This is a genomic window from Sphingobium xenophagum (genome assembly GCF_002288285.1).
GTDB classification, from domain to species: domain Bacteria; phylum Pseudomonadota; class Alphaproteobacteria; order Sphingomonadales; family Sphingomonadaceae; genus Sphingobium; species Sphingobium xenophagum.
The window spans coordinates 627,199-649,283 of record NZ_CP022746.1 but is presented as its reverse complement, the minus strand read 5'-3'; the positions used below and the strand labels follow the sequence as shown (position 1 = coordinate 649,283).

17 protein-coding genes and 1 pseudogene are annotated in these 22,085 nt (G+C 60.5%); 15 read left to right on the top strand and 3 right to left on the bottom strand.

The features are described from left to right. Nucleotides 1-93: 93 nt before the first annotated feature. Nucleotides 94-828 (top strand): response regulator transcription factor, encoded by a 735-nt coding sequence (locus CJD35_RS17775; RefSeq protein WP_017183415.1) that lies wholly within the window; start codon nt 94-96, stop codon nt 826-828. Continuing rightward, nucleotides 825-2,192: an ATP-binding protein gene (locus tag CJD35_RS17770; protein ID WP_017183416.1), complete on the top strand. Its 1,368-nt coding sequence runs from the start codon at nt 825-827 to the stop codon at nt 2,190-2,192. The genes CJD35_RS17775 and CJD35_RS17770 overlap by 4 nt, the downstream gene beginning before the upstream one ends. Before the next feature lie 3 nt (nt 2,193-2,195). Here CJD35_RS17770 and CJD35_RS17765 read toward each other — a convergent pair whose 3' ends face one another. Further along, complete coding sequence (locus CJD35_RS17765) at nt 2,196-2,579, bottom strand: c-type cytochrome (RefSeq protein ID WP_017183417.1); 384 nt, start codon at nt 2,577-2,579, stop codon at nt 2,196-2,198. 511 nt (nt 2,580-3,090) lie between these two features. Here CJD35_RS17765 and CJD35_RS17760 point away from each other — a divergent pair. Then, nucleotides 3,091-3,666 carry a hypothetical protein gene (locus tag CJD35_RS17760; protein ID WP_017183419.1) on the top strand — a complete coding sequence of 192 codons (576 nt, stop codon included), beginning with the start codon at nt 3,091-3,093 and terminating at the stop codon, nt 3,664-3,666. Between the two features lies 1 nt (nt 3,667). On the opposite strand, the gene CJD35_RS17755 is transcribed toward CJD35_RS17760, so the two are convergent. After that, nucleotides 3,668-4,570, bottom strand: a complete 903-nt coding sequence (locus tag CJD35_RS17755; protein ID WP_017183420.1) for an SDR family NAD(P)-dependent oxidoreductase — start codon at nt 4,568-4,570, stop codon at nt 3,668-3,670. A 133-nt stretch (nt 4,571-4,703) separates the two neighbouring features. Between CJD35_RS17755 and CJD35_RS17750 the strand changes: the two genes are divergently transcribed. From CJD35_RS17750 to CJD35_RS17730, 5 genes are read left to right on the top strand one after another with little or no spacing between them, the layout of a single operon-like run. Continuing rightward, nucleotides 4,704-6,119: an MFS transporter gene (locus CJD35_RS17750; RefSeq protein WP_017183421.1), complete on the top strand. Its 1,416-nt coding sequence runs from the start codon at nt 4,704-4,706 to the stop codon at nt 6,117-6,119. Between the two features lie 42 nt (nt 6,120-6,161). Beyond that, nucleotides 6,162-6,920, top strand: coding sequence for a nuclear transport factor 2 family protein (locus CJD35_RS17745; RefSeq protein WP_086486364.1), 759 nt, complete (start codon nt 6,162-6,164; stop codon nt 6,918-6,920). Nucleotides 6,921-6,925: 5 nt separating this feature from the next. Next, entirely contained in the window at nt 6,926-8,353 is a 1,428-nt protein-coding gene (locus CJD35_RS17740; protein WP_017182446.1) for an NAD-dependent succinate-semialdehyde dehydrogenase, read from the top strand. A 3-nt stretch (nt 8,354-8,356) separates the two neighbouring features. Next, nucleotides 8,357-9,412, top strand: coding sequence for an amidohydrolase family protein (locus CJD35_RS17735; protein WP_095687298.1), 1,056 nt, complete (start codon nt 8,357-8,359; stop codon nt 9,410-9,412). Beyond that, nucleotides 9,409-11,013, top strand: a complete 1,605-nt coding sequence (locus CJD35_RS17730; protein WP_017182444.1) for an MFS transporter — start codon at nt 9,409-9,411, stop codon at nt 11,011-11,013. The genes CJD35_RS17735 and CJD35_RS17730 overlap by 4 nt, the downstream gene beginning before the upstream one ends. A gap of 3 nt (nt 11,014-11,016) precedes the next feature. On the opposite strand, the gene CJD35_RS17725 is transcribed toward CJD35_RS17730, so the two are convergent. Next, nucleotides 11,017-12,486, bottom strand: a complete 1,470-nt coding sequence (locus tag CJD35_RS17725) for a lignostilbene-alpha,beta-dioxygenase (protein WP_017182443.1) — start codon at nt 12,484-12,486, stop codon at nt 11,017-11,019. 103 nt (nt 12,487-12,589) lie between these two features. Between CJD35_RS17725 and CJD35_RS17720 the strand changes: the two genes are divergently transcribed. From CJD35_RS17720 to CJD35_RS17690, 7 genes and pseudogenes are all read left to right on the top strand, one after another. Next, nucleotides 12,590-13,057, top strand: coding sequence for a Saro_0803 family transcriptional regulator (locus tag CJD35_RS17720; protein ID WP_017182442.1), 468 nt, complete (start codon nt 12,590-12,592; stop codon nt 13,055-13,057). Nucleotides 13,058-13,327: 270 nt separating this feature from the next. Next, a complete protein-coding gene (locus CJD35_RS17715; protein WP_241763617.1) occupies nt 13,328-15,832 on the top strand; it encodes a TonB-dependent receptor in 2,505 nt (834 codons plus the stop codon). A 62-nt stretch (nt 15,833-15,894) separates the two neighbouring features. Next, complete coding sequence (locus tag CJD35_RS17710; protein ID WP_017182440.1) at nt 15,895-16,662, top strand: glutathione S-transferase family protein; 768 nt, start codon at nt 15,895-15,897, stop codon at nt 16,660-16,662. Continuing rightward, the gene (locus CJD35_RS17705; RefSeq protein WP_017182439.1) at nt 16,659-17,408 is read left to right on the top strand and encodes a glutathione S-transferase family protein; all 750 of its coding nucleotides are present in this window, start codon (nt 16,659-16,661) and stop codon (nt 17,406-17,408) included. The genes CJD35_RS17710 and CJD35_RS17705 overlap by 4 nt, the downstream gene beginning before the upstream one ends. Before the next feature lie 4 nt (nt 17,409-17,412). After that, a complete protein-coding gene (locus CJD35_RS17700) occupies nt 17,413-18,975 on the top strand; it encodes an AMP-binding protein (protein WP_086486365.1) in 1,563 nt (520 codons plus the stop codon). A 25-nt stretch (nt 18,976-19,000) separates the two neighbouring features. After that, nucleotides 19,001-21,129, top strand: a pseudogene (locus tag CJD35_RS17695) (PQQ-dependent dehydrogenase, methanol/ethanol family). Further along, complete coding sequence (locus CJD35_RS17690; protein ID WP_086486366.1) at nt 21,119-21,991, top strand: amidohydrolase family protein; 873 nt, start codon at nt 21,119-21,121, stop codon at nt 21,989-21,991. Before CJD35_RS17695 ends, CJD35_RS17690 begins: the two are co-directional and overlap by 11 nt. The last annotated feature ends 94 nt before the right edge of the window (nt 21,992-22,085 follow it).

The following is a 22,085-nucleotide window of genomic DNA, read 5'->3' as shown; positions in this document are numbered from 1 at the left end:
CCAGTGTGCGGCGCAGCGTATCGCTTTGTATCACCCTGTATCATCGACGACCGCCGGGCAGACTTTCGCCCCGCAACGCGCTAGGGAAGGGGGATGCCCGACACTGCCTCCACTCGTGCCGCAACCATATTGGTCGTCGACGATGACGCGGACATCAGGGAATTGATCGTCGGGCAACTGGCCCAGGAAAATTACCGGCTGCTGTCTGCTGCCAATCTGGGCGAATTGCGGCAGACATTGCGCGATCATGCGGTCGACCTCATCGTCCTCGACCTCAACCTGCCCGACGGCGACGGTCTGTCGCTGTGCCGCGAATTGCGCGGGGAGGGATCGGATGTGCAGATCATCATGGTGACCGCGCGGGGCAGTGCGATCGACCGGGTGCTGGGGCTGGAACTGGGTGCCGACGATTATCTGACCAAACCGTTCGAGCCGCGCGAACTGCTGGTGCGCATCCGCAACCTGTTGCGCCGGGGCCGTGGCGACAATGGCGCGCAGAGCAGGGCAGGGTCGGCGCGCTACGCCCATTTCGGCCCGTGGCGGCTTGACCTGGTCCAGCGACGGCTGATTGCGCCAGATGATCGGCTGGTCATGCTGTCATCGGCGGAATATCGACTGCTGTGCCACTTTATAGAGCAGCCCAATATCGTGCTGGGACGGGAAGCCTTGCTGCCCGAACGGCGCGCCACCGCCGCGTTCGACCGCTCCATCGATCTCCAGATCAGCCGCTTGCGACAGAAGCTGAGCAGTGTTGCGGGCGGCAGCGAACTGATCCTGACAGTGCGGGGCGAGGGCTATGTGCTGGCCAGCGCGGTGGATTATTCATGATAGCGCGGCTGGGCGGCCGGGTTCGCAGCTTTTTCCGGTCCATGGCCGGGCAGATTTTCGTCATCCTGACGCTGGGCATGACGGTCGCGGCGATCATTGCGCTGCTGGTGGCGGAACAGACCCGCCGCCACGATTTTGAGCGGGTGCGGCGGCAGCGCGTGGTGGCCAGCGCCGTGGACATTGCCAACCGTTTGCAGCGGGATGCTGCGCGGACCGAGGCGATGATGGCCGACCACAGCATAGGAGGCGCAGCGCCAGCACCGCCCGGAGTCGCGCTTGCCGAACCGGATACAGCGTTGCAGGAGGCGCTTGTCGAACGTCTTGGTCCGCGATCGCAGCCCGAAGCCGGGCAGGTGCCGACGGGCCTCTGCTTTGTCAGTTACACAAATCGCTGGGAACGGGCAGCCGGCCTGATAGATGCGCCGCGGCCAGACTGCTGGATCGTCCGTTTTACCGACCATGCCGGGCAACGGCGCGAAATGGCGCTCAGCTTTCCGCGCCTCGCCAAGCCGCCCAGCACCATATTCAATCCGCTCTATTTGCTGGTGATCGTCGCCGCGTCAGCCGGTCTTGCGATATTCGTCGCCCGCTTCGTATCCAAACCGTTGCGTCGACTGGAACAGGCAGCGGAGGCTTTTTCGGTATCGCTCGACCCGGAGGAAATTCCAGAACGCGGGCCTGAGGAGGTGCGCGCCGCGCTTTCCACCTTCAACCTCATGCAACGGCGCGCAAGAGCGGGCTTTGCCGAACGGACGCAACTGTTGGCTGCGATCAGCCACGACATACAGACGCCGCTCACCCGGCTGCGTTTGCGGCTGGAACTGGTCGAAAATGCGGAATTGCGCGCCCGGCTGCTGGCTGATCATGAAGCCATGCAGCAACTGGTGCGGGAGGGGCTGGACCTGGCCAGCAGCACGGAAGCGAGGGAAGAGTGGTCGGTCCTCGACATCGACTCACTGCTTGCCAGCATGGCCGAGGATGCGGAAGAACTGGGCGCGCCGGTGCGGTTCCTGACCGGCTGCGGCGGTACCGTCCGCGTCAAGCCCAACGCGCTTATCCGCTGCATCGCCAATCTGGTCGACAATGCGGTACGCTATGGCGGCAGCGCCGACATCAGCTGCGCGCGGGCAGGGAGCCGTGTCCTGATCCATATCCGCGACCGGGGACCGGGCATTCCCGCCGACCGGCTCGACCAGATGTTCGAACCGTTTACGCGCGGTGCAACCGGTCAGCCCGGCGGACGCACCGGCACCGGCATCGGCCTCACCATAGCCCGATCGCTGGCCATGAGCTTCGAAGCGTCGGTACGGTTGCGCAATGCCGATGATGGCGGGTTGATCGCCACCATCGACATGAAGGCATGACGCCTATTTCGTTTCCGCTTTAAGATAGGCGATCAGATTGGCGCGGTCATCTGCCTTGGGGACGCCGGCAAAGGCCATGCGGTTACCCGGCACCAGGGCGCTGGGCTTGGTCAGGAACGTATCGAGTGTCTTGGCGTCCCAGCGGATCTTTGCCTTCTGCATCGCGGGCGAATAGGCAAAGCCCGCCATCGTGCCGGACGTGCGGCCAAACAGGCCAGCCAGATTGGGTCCCATCTTCTTGGGTCCCGGCTTGACATCATGGCATAGTGCGCAGCGCGCGAACACAATCTTGCCCTTGGCTGCGTCGCCGGCTTGGGCCAGCGCGGGCGTGGCAGCCATCGCGACCACAGCGATTGTCAGTCCAGTCAAACTCCGTGCCATCGTCATGCTTCCACTCATCCCTTCGCTATGCCTCATTACCGTGCACTCTCGTTGCTATGGCAATCCGAATGTGAACGGTGATTGAAGCAATTTCCACCACAGCAAAAACCGACCGCCGACGAACGGATGTATCATGGAGCCCACACAGGGCAACCAGCCTTTGGTATGATCGGTCGATCGGCATAGCTCCGGCCAGATCATCGCCAGATAAAGTCCGATAACAAAGATTATGTTAAATCACATATCATCTGCGCCTATGTTCGGCTCAGTGTCGGAATAGCTGATTATCGCTCCCCACTGGTCGGTCAGCGCCGCCTGGTCGTTTCGCCCATCCATATCCGAACACCGCCCATAACATGCTGTTTTCATGTCTCCGCCGCCAGACCGCGTCTCGCCATTCGCCGGTAAAGGCTCAGCCGTGACACTTTACCGGGTGGCAAAGTGTCACGAGCGACAAAGTGCGACTCGTTGGAAATAAGGGATTCACAAGCCAATCGGACTATGCTTGATTCACCTTATGTTTCATGCGCCCGTCCCATCCCGCATTCCCGTCGGCAGTGATTTGTCCCTGCTGCTCGACCAATTGTCACATTGCTGCTCCCGTCCCCGCTATGCCTTCATGCTGCTGACCCTGATCGCGGACGTCGCCAGGCCTGACGGCAGCGCTGGCCCGATGGTGCGGACGGGCCAAGCGCTTGTGCCGCTGCGCGACTGGTTGTGCGACGCGCTGACCCCGATGGGGCATCGCGATCCCCGGCGCATGGCGCTGGTCGAACGCGTGCGAGAGGAGTTGCGCAAGGACGATCGATTGACCGGGGACATGGCGGTTGATGAAGCGCTGGTGCAGGATGAAGTGCGCACGCGCGTCCGCGCGTCAGGCAAGACGAACCTGAGCCGCGCGGCGTCTGAACTGGTCAAGGCCGGATTGCTCAAGCGCCACTATCAGGGCTATCGCGTCGACCATCTCAATCGCGGGGCGCAGCGGCAGGCCGTCTACACGCTGACGGGGCGAGCGCGGGTGCTGGTCGGTACCCCTCGCCAGACCGCGAAACCGCCCGCGCGCCCGCGACAGGGCGATCTGTTTGCCGTTTAGCCTAAGCCCGTTCGCGCGCGGCCTTTCTGGCCTTGGCATAGCTTTCCCGCCGCATCTGTTCGAACCCGACGCGCTGGTCGTGGCCGGCATCTGCCGGATAGGGACGGAAATCGGCCAGAATTTCGTCGAACACCACCCGCAATTCATCCTGAAATTCCGGATGCGGGAAGATGTGAAAGCGGTTCTCCTGCATCGCCTCCAATGTGCGCGCGGCGATCACGTCCGGCTCCATGCCGAATTCGTGGATCTGGGCCAAACGGGCTACGGCATTGCCGTCGACGGGCTTGGCGTTTTCGCTCAATGTCGCTGGACGAACTTCGTCGCTGGCATAGATGTGGCTTTTGACCAGGCCAGGGCAAAGCAAGGACACGCCAATATCGTGCGGGGCGAGGCTGTAGCGGAGCGATTCGCTCATCCCCCGCACCGCGAATTTCGTCGTGTTATAGATGCCCGGAGCACCGCCGCACAGGAAACTCGCCATAGAGGCTGTGTTGACGACATAACCGCCCAGCCCCGCCGCTTTCATCCGCGGGACGAAGGTCATCACACCGTTGATGACGCCGTGGAGATTGACGCCCATCACCCAGTCCCAATCATCAAAACTGGATTCGTCGATCGTCTGGAACAGGTTGATCCCGGCATTGTTGAACAACAGGCTGATCGGACCCAGCGCCCGCTCCGCCTCATCCGCCGCGTCGGCAAAACCGCTGCGCGATGCGACGTCGAGCGGAATGCCGATTACGTGCTGATTATCCAGCGTCTTGAGCGCGGTATGGATGGCATCCTCGCGAATATCGGCGATCGCGACCTTGGCGCCACGCGCCAACAATGCGCGGGCCAGTCCCAGCCCGATGCCGTTGCCCCCCCCGGTTACAAAGGCGGTTCGCCCTTCAAAGTTCAGCATCGCTCTCTCCATCACCCATATTTCTAACGGTCGTGAATTTTTACTCTCGCCATATTCGTATACTTCACTTACAAATTCTCCAAGCCGAAAAAATCAGCCCGGTACAGGGGCAGGCGGAAAGAGGAGAAGGCTTGTGGCCCTGGCACCTGCGCCGATCGCGACCGAGAATCGATGCGAAGACCATGCGCGCCCGGTCACGCAGGGCGTCGCATCTGCCTATTCCATGACGGCGGCCTATTGGGCCTTGTTCGTCATCATCCTGGCGACGTTCGTGACATTTTTCGAACAGGTCGTGTTCGCCATGCTGGCCGAACGGATAAAGGCGGATTTCGGCCTTTCCGATTCGCAGCTCGGCTTTTTGGCGGGACCGGCGAGCATTGTCTGTTATCTATTCGTTGGCATCCCGCTTGCTCGCCTCGCTGACATCTTTCCGCGCAAATTCGTGCTGGCGGGCGGGGTCGCGGCCATCGGCGTCATTACCGCGCTGGGCGGTGTAGCGCAGAGCTTCACCCAATTTGTCGGCACGCGCGTGTTCCTGGCGGCCGGCGGATCGGCGCACGCGCCCGCATCCTATTCGCTACTGGCCGACGCATTCCCCCCGCGCATCCTGACCCGCGCATTCGCGTTACTACAATTCGGCTTTATCGGCGGTACGACGCTGGGACCAATCATCGGCGGAATGCTGATTGGCGTGGCGGCGGGATGGGCGCCGACGGTCCATGGCGGCTTTACCATATTGGGCTGGCAATGGTTGATGATCTGGCTGGGCCTGCCCGCGTTGCTGGTCGCGCTGCTCTTCCTCACGATCAAGGAACCGTCACGTCAGGCAGCACCCCTCGGCAGCATCATGCCGCCGGCCCACGCACCGCTTGGCCGCCGTATCCTGACATTTACCGGGCTGGATGCAGCCAAGGCGATCCATGCCAAGCGCCGAGTTTATTATCCGCTGTTCGCGGGTCTTGCACTCAGCGCGATCGAGGTATTCGGGCTGCAATTCTGGCGGGTGCCGTTCATGATCCGCACCTATGGCTGGAATGAAGCGCAGATCGGTGCGGTCATGGGATCGATGACCTTGGTCGCCTCGCTGCTGGGATTGCTGCTGGGCGGGATATTCGTCGAATGGCTGGCGAAGCGTCATGCCGACGCCAATGTGCGGGCCGCCGCCATCTTCTTCGGGTGTGTGACCGTCTGCGCCATTCTCGCGCCACTGATGCCCAATGGCTATGCCTCGCTGGCTGTTTCGAGTCTTGGCGCGGTTTTCGGTATGGCGGGGGCCGTACCTCAAAACGCCGCGATCCAGCGCGTTGCGCCTAACGCCATGCGGGGTCAGGTGACGGCCATCTATTTGTTCATGTTTACCTTTTTTGGCGCGATGGGCAGCTTCCTGGTGGGGTTGGTACAGGACAATCTGGTCGGTGATCCGACCCAATTGTGGAAGGCGCTGGTGATGACCGCCAGCGTGCTTTTGCCGATCGCTACGCTCTGCATGGTGCGCGCCATCCGGCCCTATCGCGAAGAGGTAGAAAGGATCGCCGCGCAGGCAATCTGAAGCCTGGTTTCTGTAAGCATCACATACAAAATGGAGAGTGGAATGTCTGACGTGGATCGTATCGCAAAACTCGAACAAAGTGTCGCCAGCCTCTCCAGCCGCCTGCAACGGCGGGAAGATGAACTGGACGTGCGCAAGCTCCAATATCTGTACGGCTATCTGATCGATAAATGTCTGTATAACGAGACGGTCGACCTGTTCACCGACGACGGAGAAGTGCGCTTCTTCGGGGGCATCTGGCGCGGCAAGGAAGGGATACGCCGCCTTTATGTAGAGCGGTTCCAGAAGCGTTTTACGCATGGCACGAACGGACCGATCGACGGCTTCCTGCTCGATCATCCGCAATTGCAGGATATTGTCGACATAGCCGAGGATGGCGTCACCGCCCATGCCCGTGCCCGGTCGATGATGCAGGCCGGGCGGCACAAGGATCATTGTGACCCAAATAATCCGATGTTGGCGCCGCGCCAATGGTGGGAAGGCGGCATATATGAAAATACGTATCACAAGGTGGATGGCATCTGGCGGATCGCGGTCCTGAATTATCTGCCCCAATGGCACGCCGATTTTGAAACCGGCTGGGCCAATACAAAGCCGGAATATGTCCCTTTCCCCAAAGAAGTCTATCCTGCCGACCCGACCGGTCCCGATGCGCTGATCGAGGATGCCTGGCTGTGGCCGACGCACAAGGTCGTCCCTTTCCACATGAAGCATCCCGTGACCGGGCGGGAGATTGTGGCGGAACGCTGGCAAGGCGATATCGACCGCGAACGCACCGCCCGTAGCGCTGTGAACGTCTAATCTCCATGACCTATCCAGAGCTATATTTGATGATCGATGGCCAGCGCGTCATTGGCGGGGGTCGGCGAACGCACAGCGTCGTCAATCCCGCCACAGGCGATGTGCTGGCCGATTTGCCGCTGGCCAACGCGGAAGATCTGGACGCCGCCTTGGCAGCGGCTCAACGCGGCTTCCTGCGCTGGCGTGACTCCACGCCACAGGAGCGCTCAGCGGTGTTGCAGGGTGCGGCAAGGCTGATGGTCGAGCGGCAGGAACAGCTCGCTCGGATCGCAACACTGGAACAAGGTAAGACGCTGGCGGAAGCGCGCATCGAAGTGATGATGAACGTCGGCCTGTTCAATTTCTATGCCGGTGAAACTTTTCGCCTTTACGGTCGCGCACTGGTGCGTCCGGCAGGTCAGCGATCGACCGTGACGAAGGAGCCGGTCGGCCCGGTCGCCGCTTTTGCCCCGTGGAATTTCCCGATCGGCAATCCCGGACGCAAGCTGGGCGCGCCCATCGCGGCGGGATGCTCAGTGATATTGAAGGCAGCGGAGGAAACGCCGGCGTCCGCGCTGGGCATATTGCAATGTTTGCTTGACGCTGGCCTTCCTGGCGATGTCGCACAGGCCGTGTTTGGCGTGCCGGACGAAGTGTCGCGCCACTTGCTATCATCGCCGATCATTCGCAAGATGAGCTTCACCGGATCGACCAGCGTAGGTAAGCATCTGGCCAAGCTGGCGGCGGACGATTGCAAGCGCACGACGATGGAACTGGGCGGCCATGGCCCGGTATTGATCTTCAACGATGCCGATCTTGACCGCGCGCTTGATACGGTGGTTGCAGGCAAATATCGCAATGCCGGGCAGGTCTGTGTGTCACCGACCCGTTTCATCGTGGAATCAGGGGTTTACGATCGCTTCCTCACAGGCTTTGTCGAGCGGGCGGAGAAAATCGTCGTTGGTGATGGTCTGGCCGATGGCAGCATCATGGGGCCTATGGCCAACGCCCGGCGGCTTGACGCAATGGACCGGCTGATCGGTGACGCGGTGGAGAAGGGCGCGTGCCTTGAAACCGGCGGCGCGCGGATCGGCAATGCGGGCTATTTCTACGCGCCAACTGTCCTGTCGGGCACGCCGCTGACTGCGGCGATCCTGAACGAGGAGCCGTTCGGGCCAGTGTCTCTTATCAATAGCTTCCCAGACGAAGTTGCGATGATTGCTGAAGCGAACCGCCTGCCCTACGGCCTTGCCGCCTACGCCTGGACCAGCGACGCCGCCCGCCAACGTCGGGTCGCGCGCGCGATCGAAGCGGGGATGGTGGGGATCAATACCGCGATGATCGGCGGGTCTGACGCGCCATTTGGCGGAGTCAAATGGTCTGGTCATGGCGCGGAGGACGGGCCGGAGGGCATTGAAGCCTGTCTGGTTACCAAAGCCATCCATGAAGGATAATCCATGACGCACGACTTAAAAACCGGCGGCGATCGCGGCTATCTGCGCATCGCGACCGAGGAGGCTTTCGCGACACGAGAGCAGATCGACGCCTATCTGCGCATGGTGCGCGATGGCAGTGCGGACCGGGGCATGACGTCGCTCTGGGGCTTTTACGGGCAGTCGCCTTCCCCGCGCGCTACCGAGATTATCGACCGCCTGCTGGATTTGGGCGATCGGCGGCTGGCCGATATGGATGCGACCGGCATCGACGTCGCCATCCTGTCGCTCACATCGCCCGGCGTGCAACCGTTGCTGGACATGAGCGAGGCCAAGGCGATGGTCAGCCGCGCTAATGATCATCTGGCTGACCGCTGTGCCGCGCACCCGACACGCTTTGTCGGCATGACATCCATCGCGCCGCAAGACCCGGATTGGTCGGCTGCCGAAATCCGGCGCGGTGCCCGCGACCTTGGCTTCAAGGGCGTTATGGTCAACAGCCATACGCAGGGTGAATATCTGGACGATCCCAAATTCGATCCGATCTTCCGCGCACTCACGGAAACCGGCCAGCCGCTCTATATCCACCCTTCCACCCCGCCCGACGCGATGATCGGGCCGATGTTGGATGCCGGGCTGGACGGCGCGATCTTCGGCTTTGGGGTGGAAACGGGTATGCACCTGCTGCGCCTTATCACCATCGGCATTTTTGACCGCTATCCTGATCTTCAGATCATCGTCGGTCATATGGGGGAGGCGCTACCCTATTGGCTGTATCGGCTGGATTATATGCATCAGGCGGGCGTGCGTTCGCAGCGGTACGAACGGATGATGCCGCTCAAGAAGACCATCCACGATTATATGCGCAGTAATGTAAGCGTCACGACCAGTGGCATGGCGTGGGAACCAGCCATCCAGTTCGCCCAAAAGGTGCTGGGAGAAGATCGGGTCCTGTACGCGATGGACTATCCCTACCAATATGTGCCGGATGAGGTGCGCGTCCATGATCTGCTGGACATATCCGACACGGCCAAGCGCAAGCTGATGCAGACGAACGCCCAGCGTCTGTTCGGCCTGTGAGTTTGGGCGTCCCGCCTCGCAGCACGGCCTATTATGCGCTGGCACTGGTGGCAGCGACCAACATGGTCAGCCTGCTCGACCGCAACATCCTTGCTATACTGGCCCCCTCCATCAAGGCGGATCTGGGCATTGGCGACGCGGAGATGGGACTGCTCTACGGCACAGTGTTCGCGCTCTTCTATGCGCTCTTCTCCTTGCCTTTGGGTCGACTGGCCGATGGCTGGATCCGTACGCGGCTACTGGCGACAAGCATCAGTTTCTGGTCGATCGCGACCGCCGGGGCGGCTTTTGCAGGGGGCTTCTTCACCCTGATGCTGTCCCGCCTGTGCGTCGGCGTAGGCGAAGCGGCCACCCAACCGGCTGGCACGAGCCTGGCCTATGATTATTTTCCCCAGCAGCGGCGCGGTCTGGTCATGGCGGTCATCGCCGCTGCCATAGCCCTCGGCCTTGGCGGGTCGCTGATCATCGGCGGAGTTGCCGCGCAATGGTGGGACGCGCGCTATGTCGGTGGCGGCGCCCCGCTGGGGCTCGCTGGCTGGCAATTTGCCTTCGCCATCGCCGCTGCGCCCGGCTTCATCATCGCCATTCTGATGGCCAGGCTGAAGGAACCACGGCGCGGTGCCATTGACGGCATCGCGAGCCCACCCGATCTCCACCCCTTCCTCGCCAGCTGGGCGGTGTTGGCGGCTGTAACGCCTGGCGTTCATTGGCTCAGCCTCCGGCGCGCGCGCGCCAGTTGCCGGGAATGGGCGCTCAATATCGGGCTGCTCGCCATGATCATCCTCGCTTCACTTGGCGCTATGCACGCTGCGGAATTGGTATCGCCCCGTCCGCCCTTGCTGCTCGGCGGCTTTTCGATCAGCCCGCATGTCGTGCAATGGAGCGTTATTGGCTTTGGCGCCTTCGTCATTGCCAATCTGCTGCAAAATCTCAAACGGCGCGATCCCGTTGCTTTCACCGTCATTACTGGAAAGCCCTCGCTGCTGCTCTGCATCGCCGCGGGCGCGCTGCAATGTGTGATCAACTATGGCGTGATGGGCTTTACCCCATCGTTCCTGATGAAGACCTATGACCTTTCGCCTGCAATGACGGGCATGCAATTTGGCCTGCTTTCGGCAGGTTTAGGGGTCGTCGGCCCGCTAATCGCCGGCCCCCTGTCCGATCGCATCGGCGCACATCGTCTTTCACGCCGCGTTTGGGTCGCATTATTTGCCATGGGGGTATCGCCGTTCGTTGCGCTGTGGGTCTATCGCGCGCCCGATGCAGGCGATTTCTACCTGCGCTTCACCCTCTACAGCCTCATCCTGACGATGTGGATGCCGCCAATCTATGCGTTGATGTTCGAGCAAGTATTGCCCCGTATGCGGGGGCTGACGGTCAGCCTTTATGTCGTGGTCTCGACCATCTTTGGCCTGGGGACTGGCCCCTATGTCGTGGGCATGATCAGCGACGCGCGGGGCGGCGATCTGGGCGGCGCGATCCTGGCGATCAACTGGGTCGCACCGCTGATCGTCATCCTGCTGCTGATCATCCTGTTCCGGGTCGAGCGCGACCATGCCAGCCTGCTCCCCCGCGCCCGTGCGGCGGGGGAGCCGGTATAGTCCCTAAGCCGCCAGTCCGATCTGATCGGCATTTGCCCAGTTGCCGTGCAGTCCAAATCGCAGGCGGATGGGTACGCGGATCTGCGCTATCGGTCCCTTGGCGATGTCGGTCGCATCGAACAGCAACAGGTCGGAGCGATGTTCGGCCAGACGATTGCACACCATGACGATCCAACCGTCCCCCTCCGGTGCGTCGACCGATCGCGGGATGAAGCATGGCTCCTGGAGCGACGACACGGGTCCGCACCACCATTTTTGTTCCTTGCCCGTCTTGTGATCGACCATGCCCAGCGTGTTCATGATCATGCCCCCGGCGCTGCCGCCTTTCAATTCGACCGGCTGGGTGGGATCAATCACCAGCATCCAGCCATAGCGATAGGGCAGCCCGGTGAAGCGGTCGTCAATACGCGGAAATTCACCGATCATGCCCGTCAGTCGCTGCGTTCCGGCAAAGGCATCACCATTGGATGCCATGTCCACGGTCCAGCGAGTCAGGAAACTTGCGGCCTCCTGCGGATTGAACGGTGCACCGTGAATGTCGGGGAAGAAGGGAAACATATTGTTCTTCGCCTCTGGCGTGTCGAAATGGATTTTCGTCCCCTCCTGAAATGCGTTCATGACATGGCTGGCGAAGCAGTTGTCGCGCTTGAACCAGCGTATGTCGGCGGCGGTTGCATCGGCGCGGCGAGGTAATACGCCAAGATAGACCGGCAGCGTCGTATCAAACCCGAAATGGGGCAGGCCCTGTTCCAGCCTTTCCCAACTGGACGTGCTGGGAACGACATGGAACAGGGCATAATTTGGCGTAATCGCGAAGTCATGCATCATCGCATAATAGGGAAGCTCGAACCAAAGCTCCTGTTTCAGCGTCCCGTCCGGCGAAACGACATAATAGGTCATATCGCGAGTCAGCACCCCCTTAGCGGCATAGCCAAACGCGATCATGTCGCCGGTTGCCGGGTCAATCTTGGGGTGGGCGGTAAAGGTCTGGCCGGTCATCGCGCCGCCAAAGCGGGTATAGCCGTCCGTCTCCAGCGTCGCGGGGTTCATCGCCAGTGCGGGGCTGTCCTCCTTCAGCGCATAGAGTGTGCCGCCATGGATGAAGGCGGTGGTGTTGGCCGTGCCGCGTATTTTTCCGCTGACGGACTCATCATCGGTCAGCGGGTTGCGATAGGCGCCGAACAACGCCCTCCCCGCTTCATGCTCCAGTCGCCATTTGTCGGTTTTGGCCCAGCGCTGGCGGAAATCGACCCGGCCATCCTTGAACCGGAACATGGTGATCATGCCATCGCCGTTGAAAGCAATATCATCGCCCAGCCGAGGCGGAAATTGCGGGTCGGGCTGGACCCGATAAAAGGCTCCGTCCAGTTCGGGCGGCACCGTCCCGATCATGTCCAGGTCCGCAATGTCTGCCTCGATCCGCGATGGCGTATTGAAGCCGGTGAAGGAAGGCGTTTCGGGGAAATGCGCCACAACTGATCCTCCGCTTATGATTCTTCACCTTATTGTATGTGACACACACATATATTCAAGTTCCAGGATTGACGTAAAAGCCTTTAGTCTGCACACTGTTACTATGAATACCATGAATAAGGATCTTGATCCGCTCGCGCTGTTCCCTGACCCCCGCCTCAGCGGCATCGACGGTCTGGTTGGATTCCATATCCGGTTGGCGAGCGCGGCGGTCTATCAGCATTTTACCGAAACATTCAGCGATCTGGGGCTGACACAGAAACAGGTCGCGGTGCTCTGGCTGATCCAGGATCAACCCGCCATAGCGCAAGCAGATATTGGTCGGCGGCTGAAAATGGACCGGGCCAGCGTGATGGCGATCGTCAACCGGATGCAGGATCGCGGCTTCCTAAAACGCGGAGAATCCAAGCAGGATCGCCGTCGCCAGACACTCAGCCTCACTGATGCTGGGCGCGAGTCGCTGGCGGCGGCCCGCAATTGCATTGCCGAACATGAAAACTGGCTAAAAGCCCGGTTCAGTCCAGCGGAAACCGCGATGCTCGTGGAATTGCTTCGCCGCGTCTATGTCTGACGGGTCAAAACCAGAGGCAAGGTTTATCAAAGAGTTGCTAACAGGCCCAACTCCAGCCTGTTACTGCTAATAACACCAACATAGATACCAGCATTATTTGCGATCTCCCAATATTGGGAAATATTGGGTCAATAGTCGTTGCAAGGCCAAAGAGGCTCTTGCAACGTCGAAATTTGTATGTCTTACTAACAATCGACGCACAGCAGCGTCACAGGCGGGTCACGTCCGGGCAGGACGGATCTCAAGCCAGTTTTGGAGAGGGGGTTCCCCATGCAGTACGTGCTTCGTACCACGATGACGCATGCCTTGTTGGCATCGGCATCAATCCTTGCAATCACGACGCCGGCATCCGCGCAGTCTTCGGCTCCTCCGCCATCGGCGCCGCAGGCCGCTGAACAGGATGCACTGTCGTCCGCCATGGTTGCCGACATCGTCGTTACCGCCCAGTTCCGCGAACAGCGGCTTCAGGATACGCCGATTTCCATCACCGCCGTCAGCGCGGCAGAATTGGAGGCGAAGAGTCAGGTTAATCTGGCCCAGGTCGCGGATGCGTCGCCGAACGTTTCGCTCAAGCCCCAAGGCGCGTCTTTTGGTCCGTCCATTTCCGCATCGATCCGCGGTGTGGGGCAGAATGACTTTAACCCTGCCTATGAACCAGGCGTCGGCATCTATATTGATGATGTCTATTATCCTCAACTGACGGGCGCAGTGTTCGAGCTACTCGATCTCGATCGGGTTGAGATATTGCGCGGGCCGCAGGGTACCCTTGCCGGGCGCAATGCCGAAGGTGGCGCAATCAAGCTCTACTCAAAACGCCCGTCGGGAAACGGTGGAGGCTTTGTCGAGGTCAATTACGGTATCCGTAACCGCATCGGCATCCGCGCAGCGGCGGACTTTGGTATTACCAGCACCCTGTCGGCCCGCATTTCCGGTGTGGCACGGCAGCAGGAGGGGTTTGTCGATCGTATCGACTATGGTTGCGCCAATCCGGGCAGCGGTATCGCATCGACCCAACCTGCGGGCGACTGCGTTATCAGCAAGCTGGGCGGCGTTGGCTATCAGGCGATCCGTGGCATCCTGTTCTGGGAACCGAGCGACAGGTTCGATGTCACGATCATCGGTGACTATACCCGCGACGAACATACGATTGCTGGCGAAGTGCTGCTGGAAACCAGCACGGTCAATTCACCCAACACCAATCCGGCGCCAGGCATCCCCTATGACAATCGGTTCATATGCGGTCGCTATTGCAACTATATTGGCACTGGTCAGCCCGCAGGCGTTTGGACGCCGCCGATCCCGGTCGATCCTTTCGGTGCGGCTGGCACGCCGCTGGCCGCAACGCAAGGGACAGACCGCAGCCTTTACCAAGGTTGGGGTGTGTCGGGCCAGATCAATTACAAGCTGAGTGACGCTTTCGCGGTGACCTCCATCACCGGCTATCGGGCGTTTGATACGCAATTCGATTCCGATGATGACATCTCCCCTGCCAATATCGGCTTTGGCCGCAATTATCTGGAAAACTGGAGTTTCAGTCAGGAAGTCCGGCTGAATGCCGAATTGGGCGATACGTTGAACGGAACTGTGGGCGGCTATTATTTCAAGCAGAAATCGACCTATGATTCCCTTCAGGACATTCGCTATGTCCCGGTCTATCCGCTCCAGTTCCGCCAGCCCGATCCGACCAAGGCCGACGCCAAGGCCGTGTTTGCACATTTGTCGTGGAAACCGATGGAGCGGATGACGATCAGTGGCGGGGTAAGATATACCAGCGAGTCAAAAGATCAGACCTATTTCCGCCTGAACTATGACGGCACCGTCAATGCCTTTCTCGACCCGGTCGGCGCTGTATATGGGCTGAGTTATTCAGGCGCGGACACACTGGATTATAATCGCAACGGCAATGTCACCGAAATCGTGAGGGCATTGTCCGGATTGACCGCCCACTATAGCGCAAAGCGTTGGGACTATCGGATCGCGGCCGATTATCGCTTATCGGATCATGTCATGGTCTATGGGTCGGTTTCCACCGGCTTCAAAGGTGGCGGGAGCAACCCGCGTCCGTTCAATACCGACCAGGTTATCGCCTTCCAGCCAGAAAAGCTCATCGCTTATGAAATTGGCTTCAAGAGCGATATGTTCAACCGTCGTCTGCGTTTCAATGCCGCCGCGTTCATCAACGACTATACGGACATTCAAATCCCGGTGCTGACCTGCCCCGGCGCTCCTTGCGCTGCCCGCCTCAATGCCGGCGACGCGCAGGTCAAGGGGTTCGAGGCGGAGCTGACAGCCTATCCGGTCGATGGCCTCGCGATCGACGCATCGATCAGCTATCTCGACTTTAAATATAAGGCGGGCAGCCTTAGCCCGGCGGCGGCCTATCCGACCAATCCGGGCGGCGTTTCGGCTGACGATCCGCCAGTATCGCCACCCTGGAAGTTCAGCCTGGGCGCGCAATATAAGATCGACCTCGATAGCGCAGGCAGCCTGACGCCCCGTTTCGATGTCACTTATGAGGACAAGAAATATGCCGGTTCCTCGGTAATCGGCACCACTCGCAACCTCAATTTCGTGCCAGCCTATACGCTCGCCAATGCGCGCTTGACCTGGGCAAACGCCGACAATGACCTCGACATATCGCTCGAAGTCACCAACCTGTTCGATAAATATTATTTCCTGTCAGTGTTCGACCTGCGCGGCGCAGGCGCGGGCGTGCGCAAGGGGCGCCCTGGCAACCCACGCGAATGGGCGATTTCGGTCAAAAAGAAATTCTGATCCCCGCCTGACCGGGCGGTCTCGCGCCGCCCGGTCTTCTGGACCATGGAGACATTATCGGCATGACCGACGTTACCCTCTACCATTGGGAACCCAACGCCAATTCGGGCAAGCCGATGCTGGCGCTGTTTGAGAAAGGCGTGGCGTTCGACAGCCATTATCTAGACCTGTTGAATTTCGACCAGCACAAGCCGGATTATCTGGCGGTCAACCCGCTCGGCACCATTCCTGCGATGACCCATGGGCAGCATGTGCTGACCGAATCCACCGCGATCATGGAATATGTCGATGAGGCGTTTGATGGTCCCCGCCTGATGCCGGTCGACCCGGTGGATCAATGGCGCACGCGTTGGTGGATGAAATTTCTCGACCAATGGCTTGCCCCCAGCTTCTCGATGATCGGATGGAGTGTGTTCGTTGGTCCTTCCGTGCGGCAGAAGGACCCCGCCGAACTGGAAGCGGCGATTGATCGCATTCCGATGCCGGAACGACGCATTGCCTGGCGCAAGGCGATCAACGGCGCCTTTTCGGCGGAGGAGATGGCCGAATCCCAGCGTCGCGTCGCTCTTGGCATCACCTATTTGGAAGAGGCATTGGGCCAGCGCGATTGGCTGGCCTCCGACAGCTATGGCCTGGCCGACATTAACGGCTTCAATCTCGCTTACGCCATGCCGCTGTCGCAGCCGCAATTATGCAATGACGATTTGACGCCCAATATCATGCGTTGGCTGCGCGCCATCTACGCGCGCCCCGCGACGCGAGCATGCTGGGCGCTGGGGCGCACAGACCTCGCCCGCCGTATCTCCCTGCTTGAAAGCGAACCAGCATGACGAGGATCCTCTACCACGGCCAGCCCAATGGCCCATCCTTCACCGTTCTGGCAGCCGCATTCGAGAAGGATGTGGCGCTGGACTTGCGGGAGTTCGACCTGGTCGCGGGCGATCGTCACGCGCCCGCCCTGCCCCATCCGATCGAAGTCGACCAGTCTATCGAAGGCGAAGGGCCAGTCTTCATTGTCGATGGCGTCGCGATGACCGACAGCGTGTTCCTGGCTTGCTATCTCGACGAGATTGGCAGTGGTCCTGCGCTGCGCCCGGCCGATCCCTATGCCCGCTGGCAAATGATGGCATGGTGCCGCTATGTCATCGAGCGCGTTGCCCCTGCCGCAGCCTGCCTGGGTGTCGCCGCACACCCGCCTGCTGCTGTTCCCGCCGGGATCGCCAGCGCGGATCTGGAGCAACGTTGGCGCGATGCGGTGGAAGGTCACGCTGACGAAGCCCGACTGGCCGACAGCCGCGTAAAGATTGCCCAGGCGGTCGAGAAACTGGAAACGCAACTGGCCGATGGTCGCGACTGGCTGATGGGTGATTTTTCCATCGCCGATCTGGAAACCCATGCCTGGTTGGCTGGCATGCGAAGCATCGTTCCGGAAGCCTTTGCCGCGTCACCATTGACTAATGCCTGGGAAATCCGATTGCGTGCCCGCCCGGCGGTAGTGCGTGCGCTCGGCCTTGCCAATGTTGCGCATCCCGAAGCGATCTGGGCGCCTGGCCCGGAGATTAACCGCTGGGGCTGAAACAATGCGTGCGATCGACTATTTCGACCGGGGCCATGACATCGACCCCGATCATGCCTGCCTGATCGACGCGGCGAGCGGCGAAACGCTCAGCTTCGCGCAGGTCAGCAAGCTGACCCGGCAGATCGCAGTAGCCCTCTACGCTGGGGGATTCCGCAATCAGGAACCGATCGCACTTTACGGTCCCAACAGCGCTGCAATGATGGTCGCCCTACTGGCGATTTGGCGCGCCAATGGGCAGTGGGTGCCGGTCAACACCCGCAACGCGATCGACGCAAACGCCGCCTATCTCAACTATGTCGGCTGTAGCTGGCTATTCTATCATAGCAACCAGTCCGCCGACGTGAGGCAGCTCAAGGCGCGCGTGGCGGGACTTCGGCATTTCATCTGTCTGGATCGCGCGCAGGATGGCGACCTATCGCTCGACCAGTTCATTGCCAAAGCCGATGGTGACGCCCTGCCCGACCTGTCCGATCCGTTCGGGCGTCCCGACGATGTCGTCGGTCTCTTCCCCACCGGCGGCACGACTGGCCCGTCCAAGGGCGTGGTCGTCACCAACAGCGGCTGGGGCACGATGATTGAAACGGTCGCCCAAGCGGTCGATGGACGCACCCCCGCCCCTGTGTCGCTGGTGGTTGCTCCCATTTCGCACGCTGCTGGCCCGGTCGCGCTGGCGACCCTGTCGCTCGGCGCGACGCAGATCATACTTCCAGCTTTCGATCCCGCCGCCGTGCTGAACGCGATCGCTGCGTACCGTGTGACCCATGTCTATATGCCGCCAACCGCGCTTTATGGTCTGCTCGACGCGCGCCAACTGGCAGACGCCGACACCTCGTCGCTCAAGATTTTCCTGCTGGTCGGCTCGCCCGTTTCCCCGGAAAAACTCCGCCGCGCGGTCGAGATTTTCGGACCATGCCTGTGTCAGGCCTATGGTCAGGTGGAAGCACCGATGATCGTCACCTGGCTCTCACCCGAAGTCGTGGCAGCGGCGGCCGCAGGGGATCGGCCGGAACGACTTTCCAGCTGTGGTTCGCCAACCCGTTCAGTCATGGTCGGCATCATGGACGATGACGGGCATTTGCTGCCCAATGGAGAGGCAGGCGAACTGGTGGTGCGCGGCGCGCTTGTGTCGCGCGAATATTATGCGATGGCACAGGAAACTGCCGACATCCGCACCTTTGGCTGGCATCATACGGGCGACATTGCGCGCCGCGATGACGACGGCTTTTATTATATTGTCGATCGCAAGAAAGACATGATCGTGTCCGGTGGCTTTAATGTTTTCACCGCGGAAGTGGAGGCCGCGATCACCGAACTGTCCTTAGTGCGCGAATGCGCGGTCATCGGCATCCCAGACGCAAAATGGGGAGAAGCCGTTCATGCCGTTGTTGTTGCCGATGATATTGAGGAAGCTGTCATCATTGCCCACGCCAAGGCCCGGTTGGGCGGCGTAAAGGCACCTAAAAGCGTGGCCTTTGTCGCCGCCATTCCACGGACGGCGGCGGGGAAAATGGACAAGAAAGCTTTGCGCGCGGCCCATTGGTCGGGTGAGCGCATGGTGAACTGAACGACGGGTGAAAACATCCGCGAGAATGAAGGACGGGATGAGCATGCGGGTTGCAGTCTGGGCAATGACGATCGGCAGTCTGGCGCTGGCCGCCTGTAGCCAGGGCAATGGCGCGACCGGCGTCGGTGGCGTTGACGCGGCACGGATCATTGCCGCCGCGCCCGCGCAATGGCTCTCGACCGGGCGCACCTATGACGAGCAGCGTTTCAGCCCATTGACTGCCATCAATCAGGATACGATCGGCAGGCTGGGCCTGGACTGGTTCGCTGATCTCGATACCAATCGCGGGCAGGAGGCGACGCCTTTGTTCATCGACGGCGTGCTCTATGTCTCGACCGCCTGGAGCATGGTGAAGGCCTATGACGCGCGCACCGGCAAGCTGCTCTGGTCGTTCGATCCGGCTGTGCCGCGCGAAACATTGGTGAAGGCCTGTTGCGACGCGGTCAATCGCGGCGTGGCGGCGTGGGGCAACAAGATTTTCGTCGGGACGCTCGATGGCCGTCTGATTGCCATCGACCGCGCAACCGGCAAAGCGGTCTGGAGCGTCGTCACGCTGGACCAGAGCAAGAATTACACCATCACCGGCGGCCGCGTGTCGTGAACGGCATGGTCATCATCGGCAATGGCGGCGCGGAATTCGGGGCGCGTGGCTATGTCGCGGCCTATGATGCGGACACGGGCAAGGAGCGCTGGCGATTTTACACTGTCCCGGCCCAGCCTGGCACTGAAAAGGAACCGGACTATCTGAAGGAGGCAGCCGCCACATGGCATGGCGAATGGTGGAAGCAGGGTGGTGGCGGCACGGTATGGGACGCAATGGCCTATGATCCGGAGCTGGACCTTCTCTATATCGGTGTCGGAAACGGATCGCCCTGGAACCAGGCCTATCGGTCGGATGGGAAGGGCGACAACCTCTATCTTTCGTCCATCGTCGCAGTCCATGCCAGGACAGGACAATATGCCTGGCATTATCAGACGACGCCGGGCGATAGCTGGGACTTTACCGCCACCCAGCATATCATGCTCGCCGATCTCGACATCGGTGGTGCGAAGCGCAAAGTGTTGATGCAGGCGCCCAAGAACGGATTTTTCTACATGCTTGACCGTACCAACGGGAAGCTGCTCTCGGCGAAGAATTTTGTGCCGGTCAACTGGGCCAGTGGCATCGACATGACGACCGGGCGGCCGATCGAAAATCCGCAAGCGCGCTATTACAGGACTGGGCAGCCCTTCATCGGCTCCCCCGGCCCAACCGGCGCGCATAGCTGGCACCCGATGGCGTTCGATCCTAAATCCTCGCTGGTGTTCATCCCCGCCAACTTGGCCGCTTTCCCCTATATTCCCGAAAAAGGCTGGAAGGCGAACAAGTTGGGGTTCAATGTCGGCATCGATTTCGCTGCCGCCGCCATGCCCGCCGACAAGGCAACACGCGAGGCGGCGATGAAGGCGACAAGTGGCGCGCTGATCGCTTGGGATCCGGTTGCGCAAAAGGAACGCTGGCGCGTGTCCTATAAAGGGCCGTGGAATGGCGGCCTGCTCGCAACCAGCGGCGATTTGGTGTTTCAGGGCACGGCTACCGGAGAGTTCAACGCCTATGCCACCAGAGACGGACGCAAGCTCTGGTCCTTTCCGGCGCAAACCGGCATCGTAGCAGCTCCGATCAGCTATGAACTGGACGGGCAGCAATATGTCGCAGTGATGGCCGGCTGGGGCGGTGTCTGGGCTTTGGCGCCCGGCATTCTGTCGGACAAGAGCGGGCCGAGCCGCAACATCTCGCGCCTCCTGGTGTTCAAACTGGATGGCAAGGCGGCTCTGCCCGCTGCCCCGCCGCTGGCCAAAATGCCGCTTGATCCGCCGCCATCGACAGCCAATGCTGCGAAGATCGCGGCAGGCGGCGCGCTATTTGGCCGCTATTGCAGTGTCTGCCATGGCGACGCGGCGATTGGCGGCAGCATTGTCCCTGACCTGCGCCATAGCGGCATGCTGAACGACGCTGACATATGGGGGCAAGTCGTGCATGACGGCGCGCTCAAGGATAATGGCATGGTCAGCTTTGCATCGATCCTGTCAGCAGCCGAAATTGAAGACATCCGCGCCTATGTCATCCACCGCGCCAACGAAGACAAGATATTGGAATCCGCCCATGCCGATTGATCCATCCAAAATCCTGGCCATCGACGTGCATGTCCATGCCGAGGTGTCCTGCCATGATCCGGAGGACCCGGTGATGGCCAAATTTTTCGATGCGGCGTCGACCTATTTCAAGGCGGACCGCAAGCGTCCGACCATTCCCGAAACCATCGCTTATTATCGCGCGCAGAATATCGCCTTCTGCCTGTTCACGGTCGATTGCGAGAGTGGCATCGGCGCCAAGCGGATCAGCAATTATGAGATTGCCGACATTGCCGCGGAACATGACGATATCGTCATTCCCTTTGCATCGATCGACCCGCGCAAGGGCAAATTCGGCGCGCGGGAGGCGCGCGATCTGGTCGAACATCATGGCGTCAGGGGATTCAAATTTCATGGCATCATGCAGGATTGCCACCCCGCGGACCGGGTGGCCTATCCCATCTATGAAGTGATCGCGGAACATGGATTGCCCGCCATCTTCCATACCGGCCATTCTGGCATGGGCACGGGAATGAAGGGCGGCGGCGGGGTACGCCTGAAATATGGTCAGCCGATTCTGGTCGACGATGTCGCGGTCGATTTTCCCGACATGAAGATCATACTGGCCCATCCCAGCTGGCCATGGACCGACGAAAGCCTGTCAATGGCATTGCACAAGGACAATGTGTTCATGGACCTGTCGGGATGGTCGCCAAAATATTTCCCAAAGCAGGTGATCCAATACGCGAATACGCAACTAAAGCATAAGATGCTGTTCGGGTCGGACTGGCCGCTTATCCGTCCGGAGAAATGGATCGATGCCGCGCGTGCGGCGGGGTTTCGCGAAGACGTGCTGCCGCTGATCATGAAGGACAATGCGGCCAAGCTGTTGGGACTTGGCTGAAGCGTAGATCTCGATCGCTATATTGTTACAGAATTAAGTCAATCAGTGTCATATAGCTGTCATTCAATCGACATAAACGCCCCCCGGACAGACG

Coding starts and splice junctions, on each gene's coding strand:
- CJD35_RS17765 (WP_017183417.1), bottom strand. CDS start 2,579: ATGACGATGGCACGGAGTTTGACTGGACTGACAATCGCTGTGGTCGCG.
- CJD35_RS17720 (WP_017182442.1), top strand. CDS start 12,590: ATGAATACCATGAATAAGGATCTTGATCCGCTCGCGCTGTTCCCTGAC.
- CJD35_RS17740 (WP_017182446.1), top strand. CDS start 6,926: ATGACCTATCCAGAGCTATATTTGATGATCGATGGCCAGCGCGTCATT.
- CJD35_RS17710 (WP_017182440.1), top strand. CDS start 15,895: ATGACCGACGTTACCCTCTACCATTGGGAACCCAACGCCAATTCGGGC.
- CJD35_RS17760 (WP_017183419.1), top strand. CDS start 3,091: ATGTTTCATGCGCCCGTCCCATCCCGCATTCCCGTCGGCAGTGATTTG.
- CJD35_RS17705 (WP_017182439.1), top strand. CDS start 16,659: ATGACGAGGATCCTCTACCACGGCCAGCCCAATGGCCCATCCTTCACC.
- CJD35_RS17690 (WP_086486366.1), top strand. CDS start 21,119: ATGCCGATTGATCCATCCAAAATCCTGGCCATCGACGTGCATGTCCAT.
- CJD35_RS17735 (WP_095687298.1), top strand. CDS start 8,357: ATGACGCACGACTTAAAAACCGGCGGCGATCGCGGCTATCTGCGCATC.
- CJD35_RS17715 (WP_241763617.1), top strand. CDS start 13,328: ATGCAGTACGTGCTTCGTACCACGATGACGCATGCCTTGTTGGCATCG.
- CJD35_RS17700 (WP_086486365.1), top strand. CDS start 17,413: ATGCGTGCGATCGACTATTTCGACCGGGGCCATGACATCGACCCCGAT.
- CJD35_RS17775 (WP_017183415.1), top strand. CDS start 94: ATGCCCGACACTGCCTCCACTCGTGCCGCAACCATATTGGTCGTCGAC.
- CJD35_RS17770 (WP_017183416.1), top strand. CDS start 825: ATGATAGCGCGGCTGGGCGGCCGGGTTCGCAGCTTTTTCCGGTCCATG.
- CJD35_RS17755 (WP_017183420.1), bottom strand. CDS start 4,570: ATGCTGAACTTTGAAGGGCGAACCGCCTTTGTAACCGGGGGGGGCAAC.
- CJD35_RS17745 (WP_086486364.1), top strand. CDS start 6,162: ATGTCTGACGTGGATCGTATCGCAAAACTCGAACAAAGTGTCGCCAGC.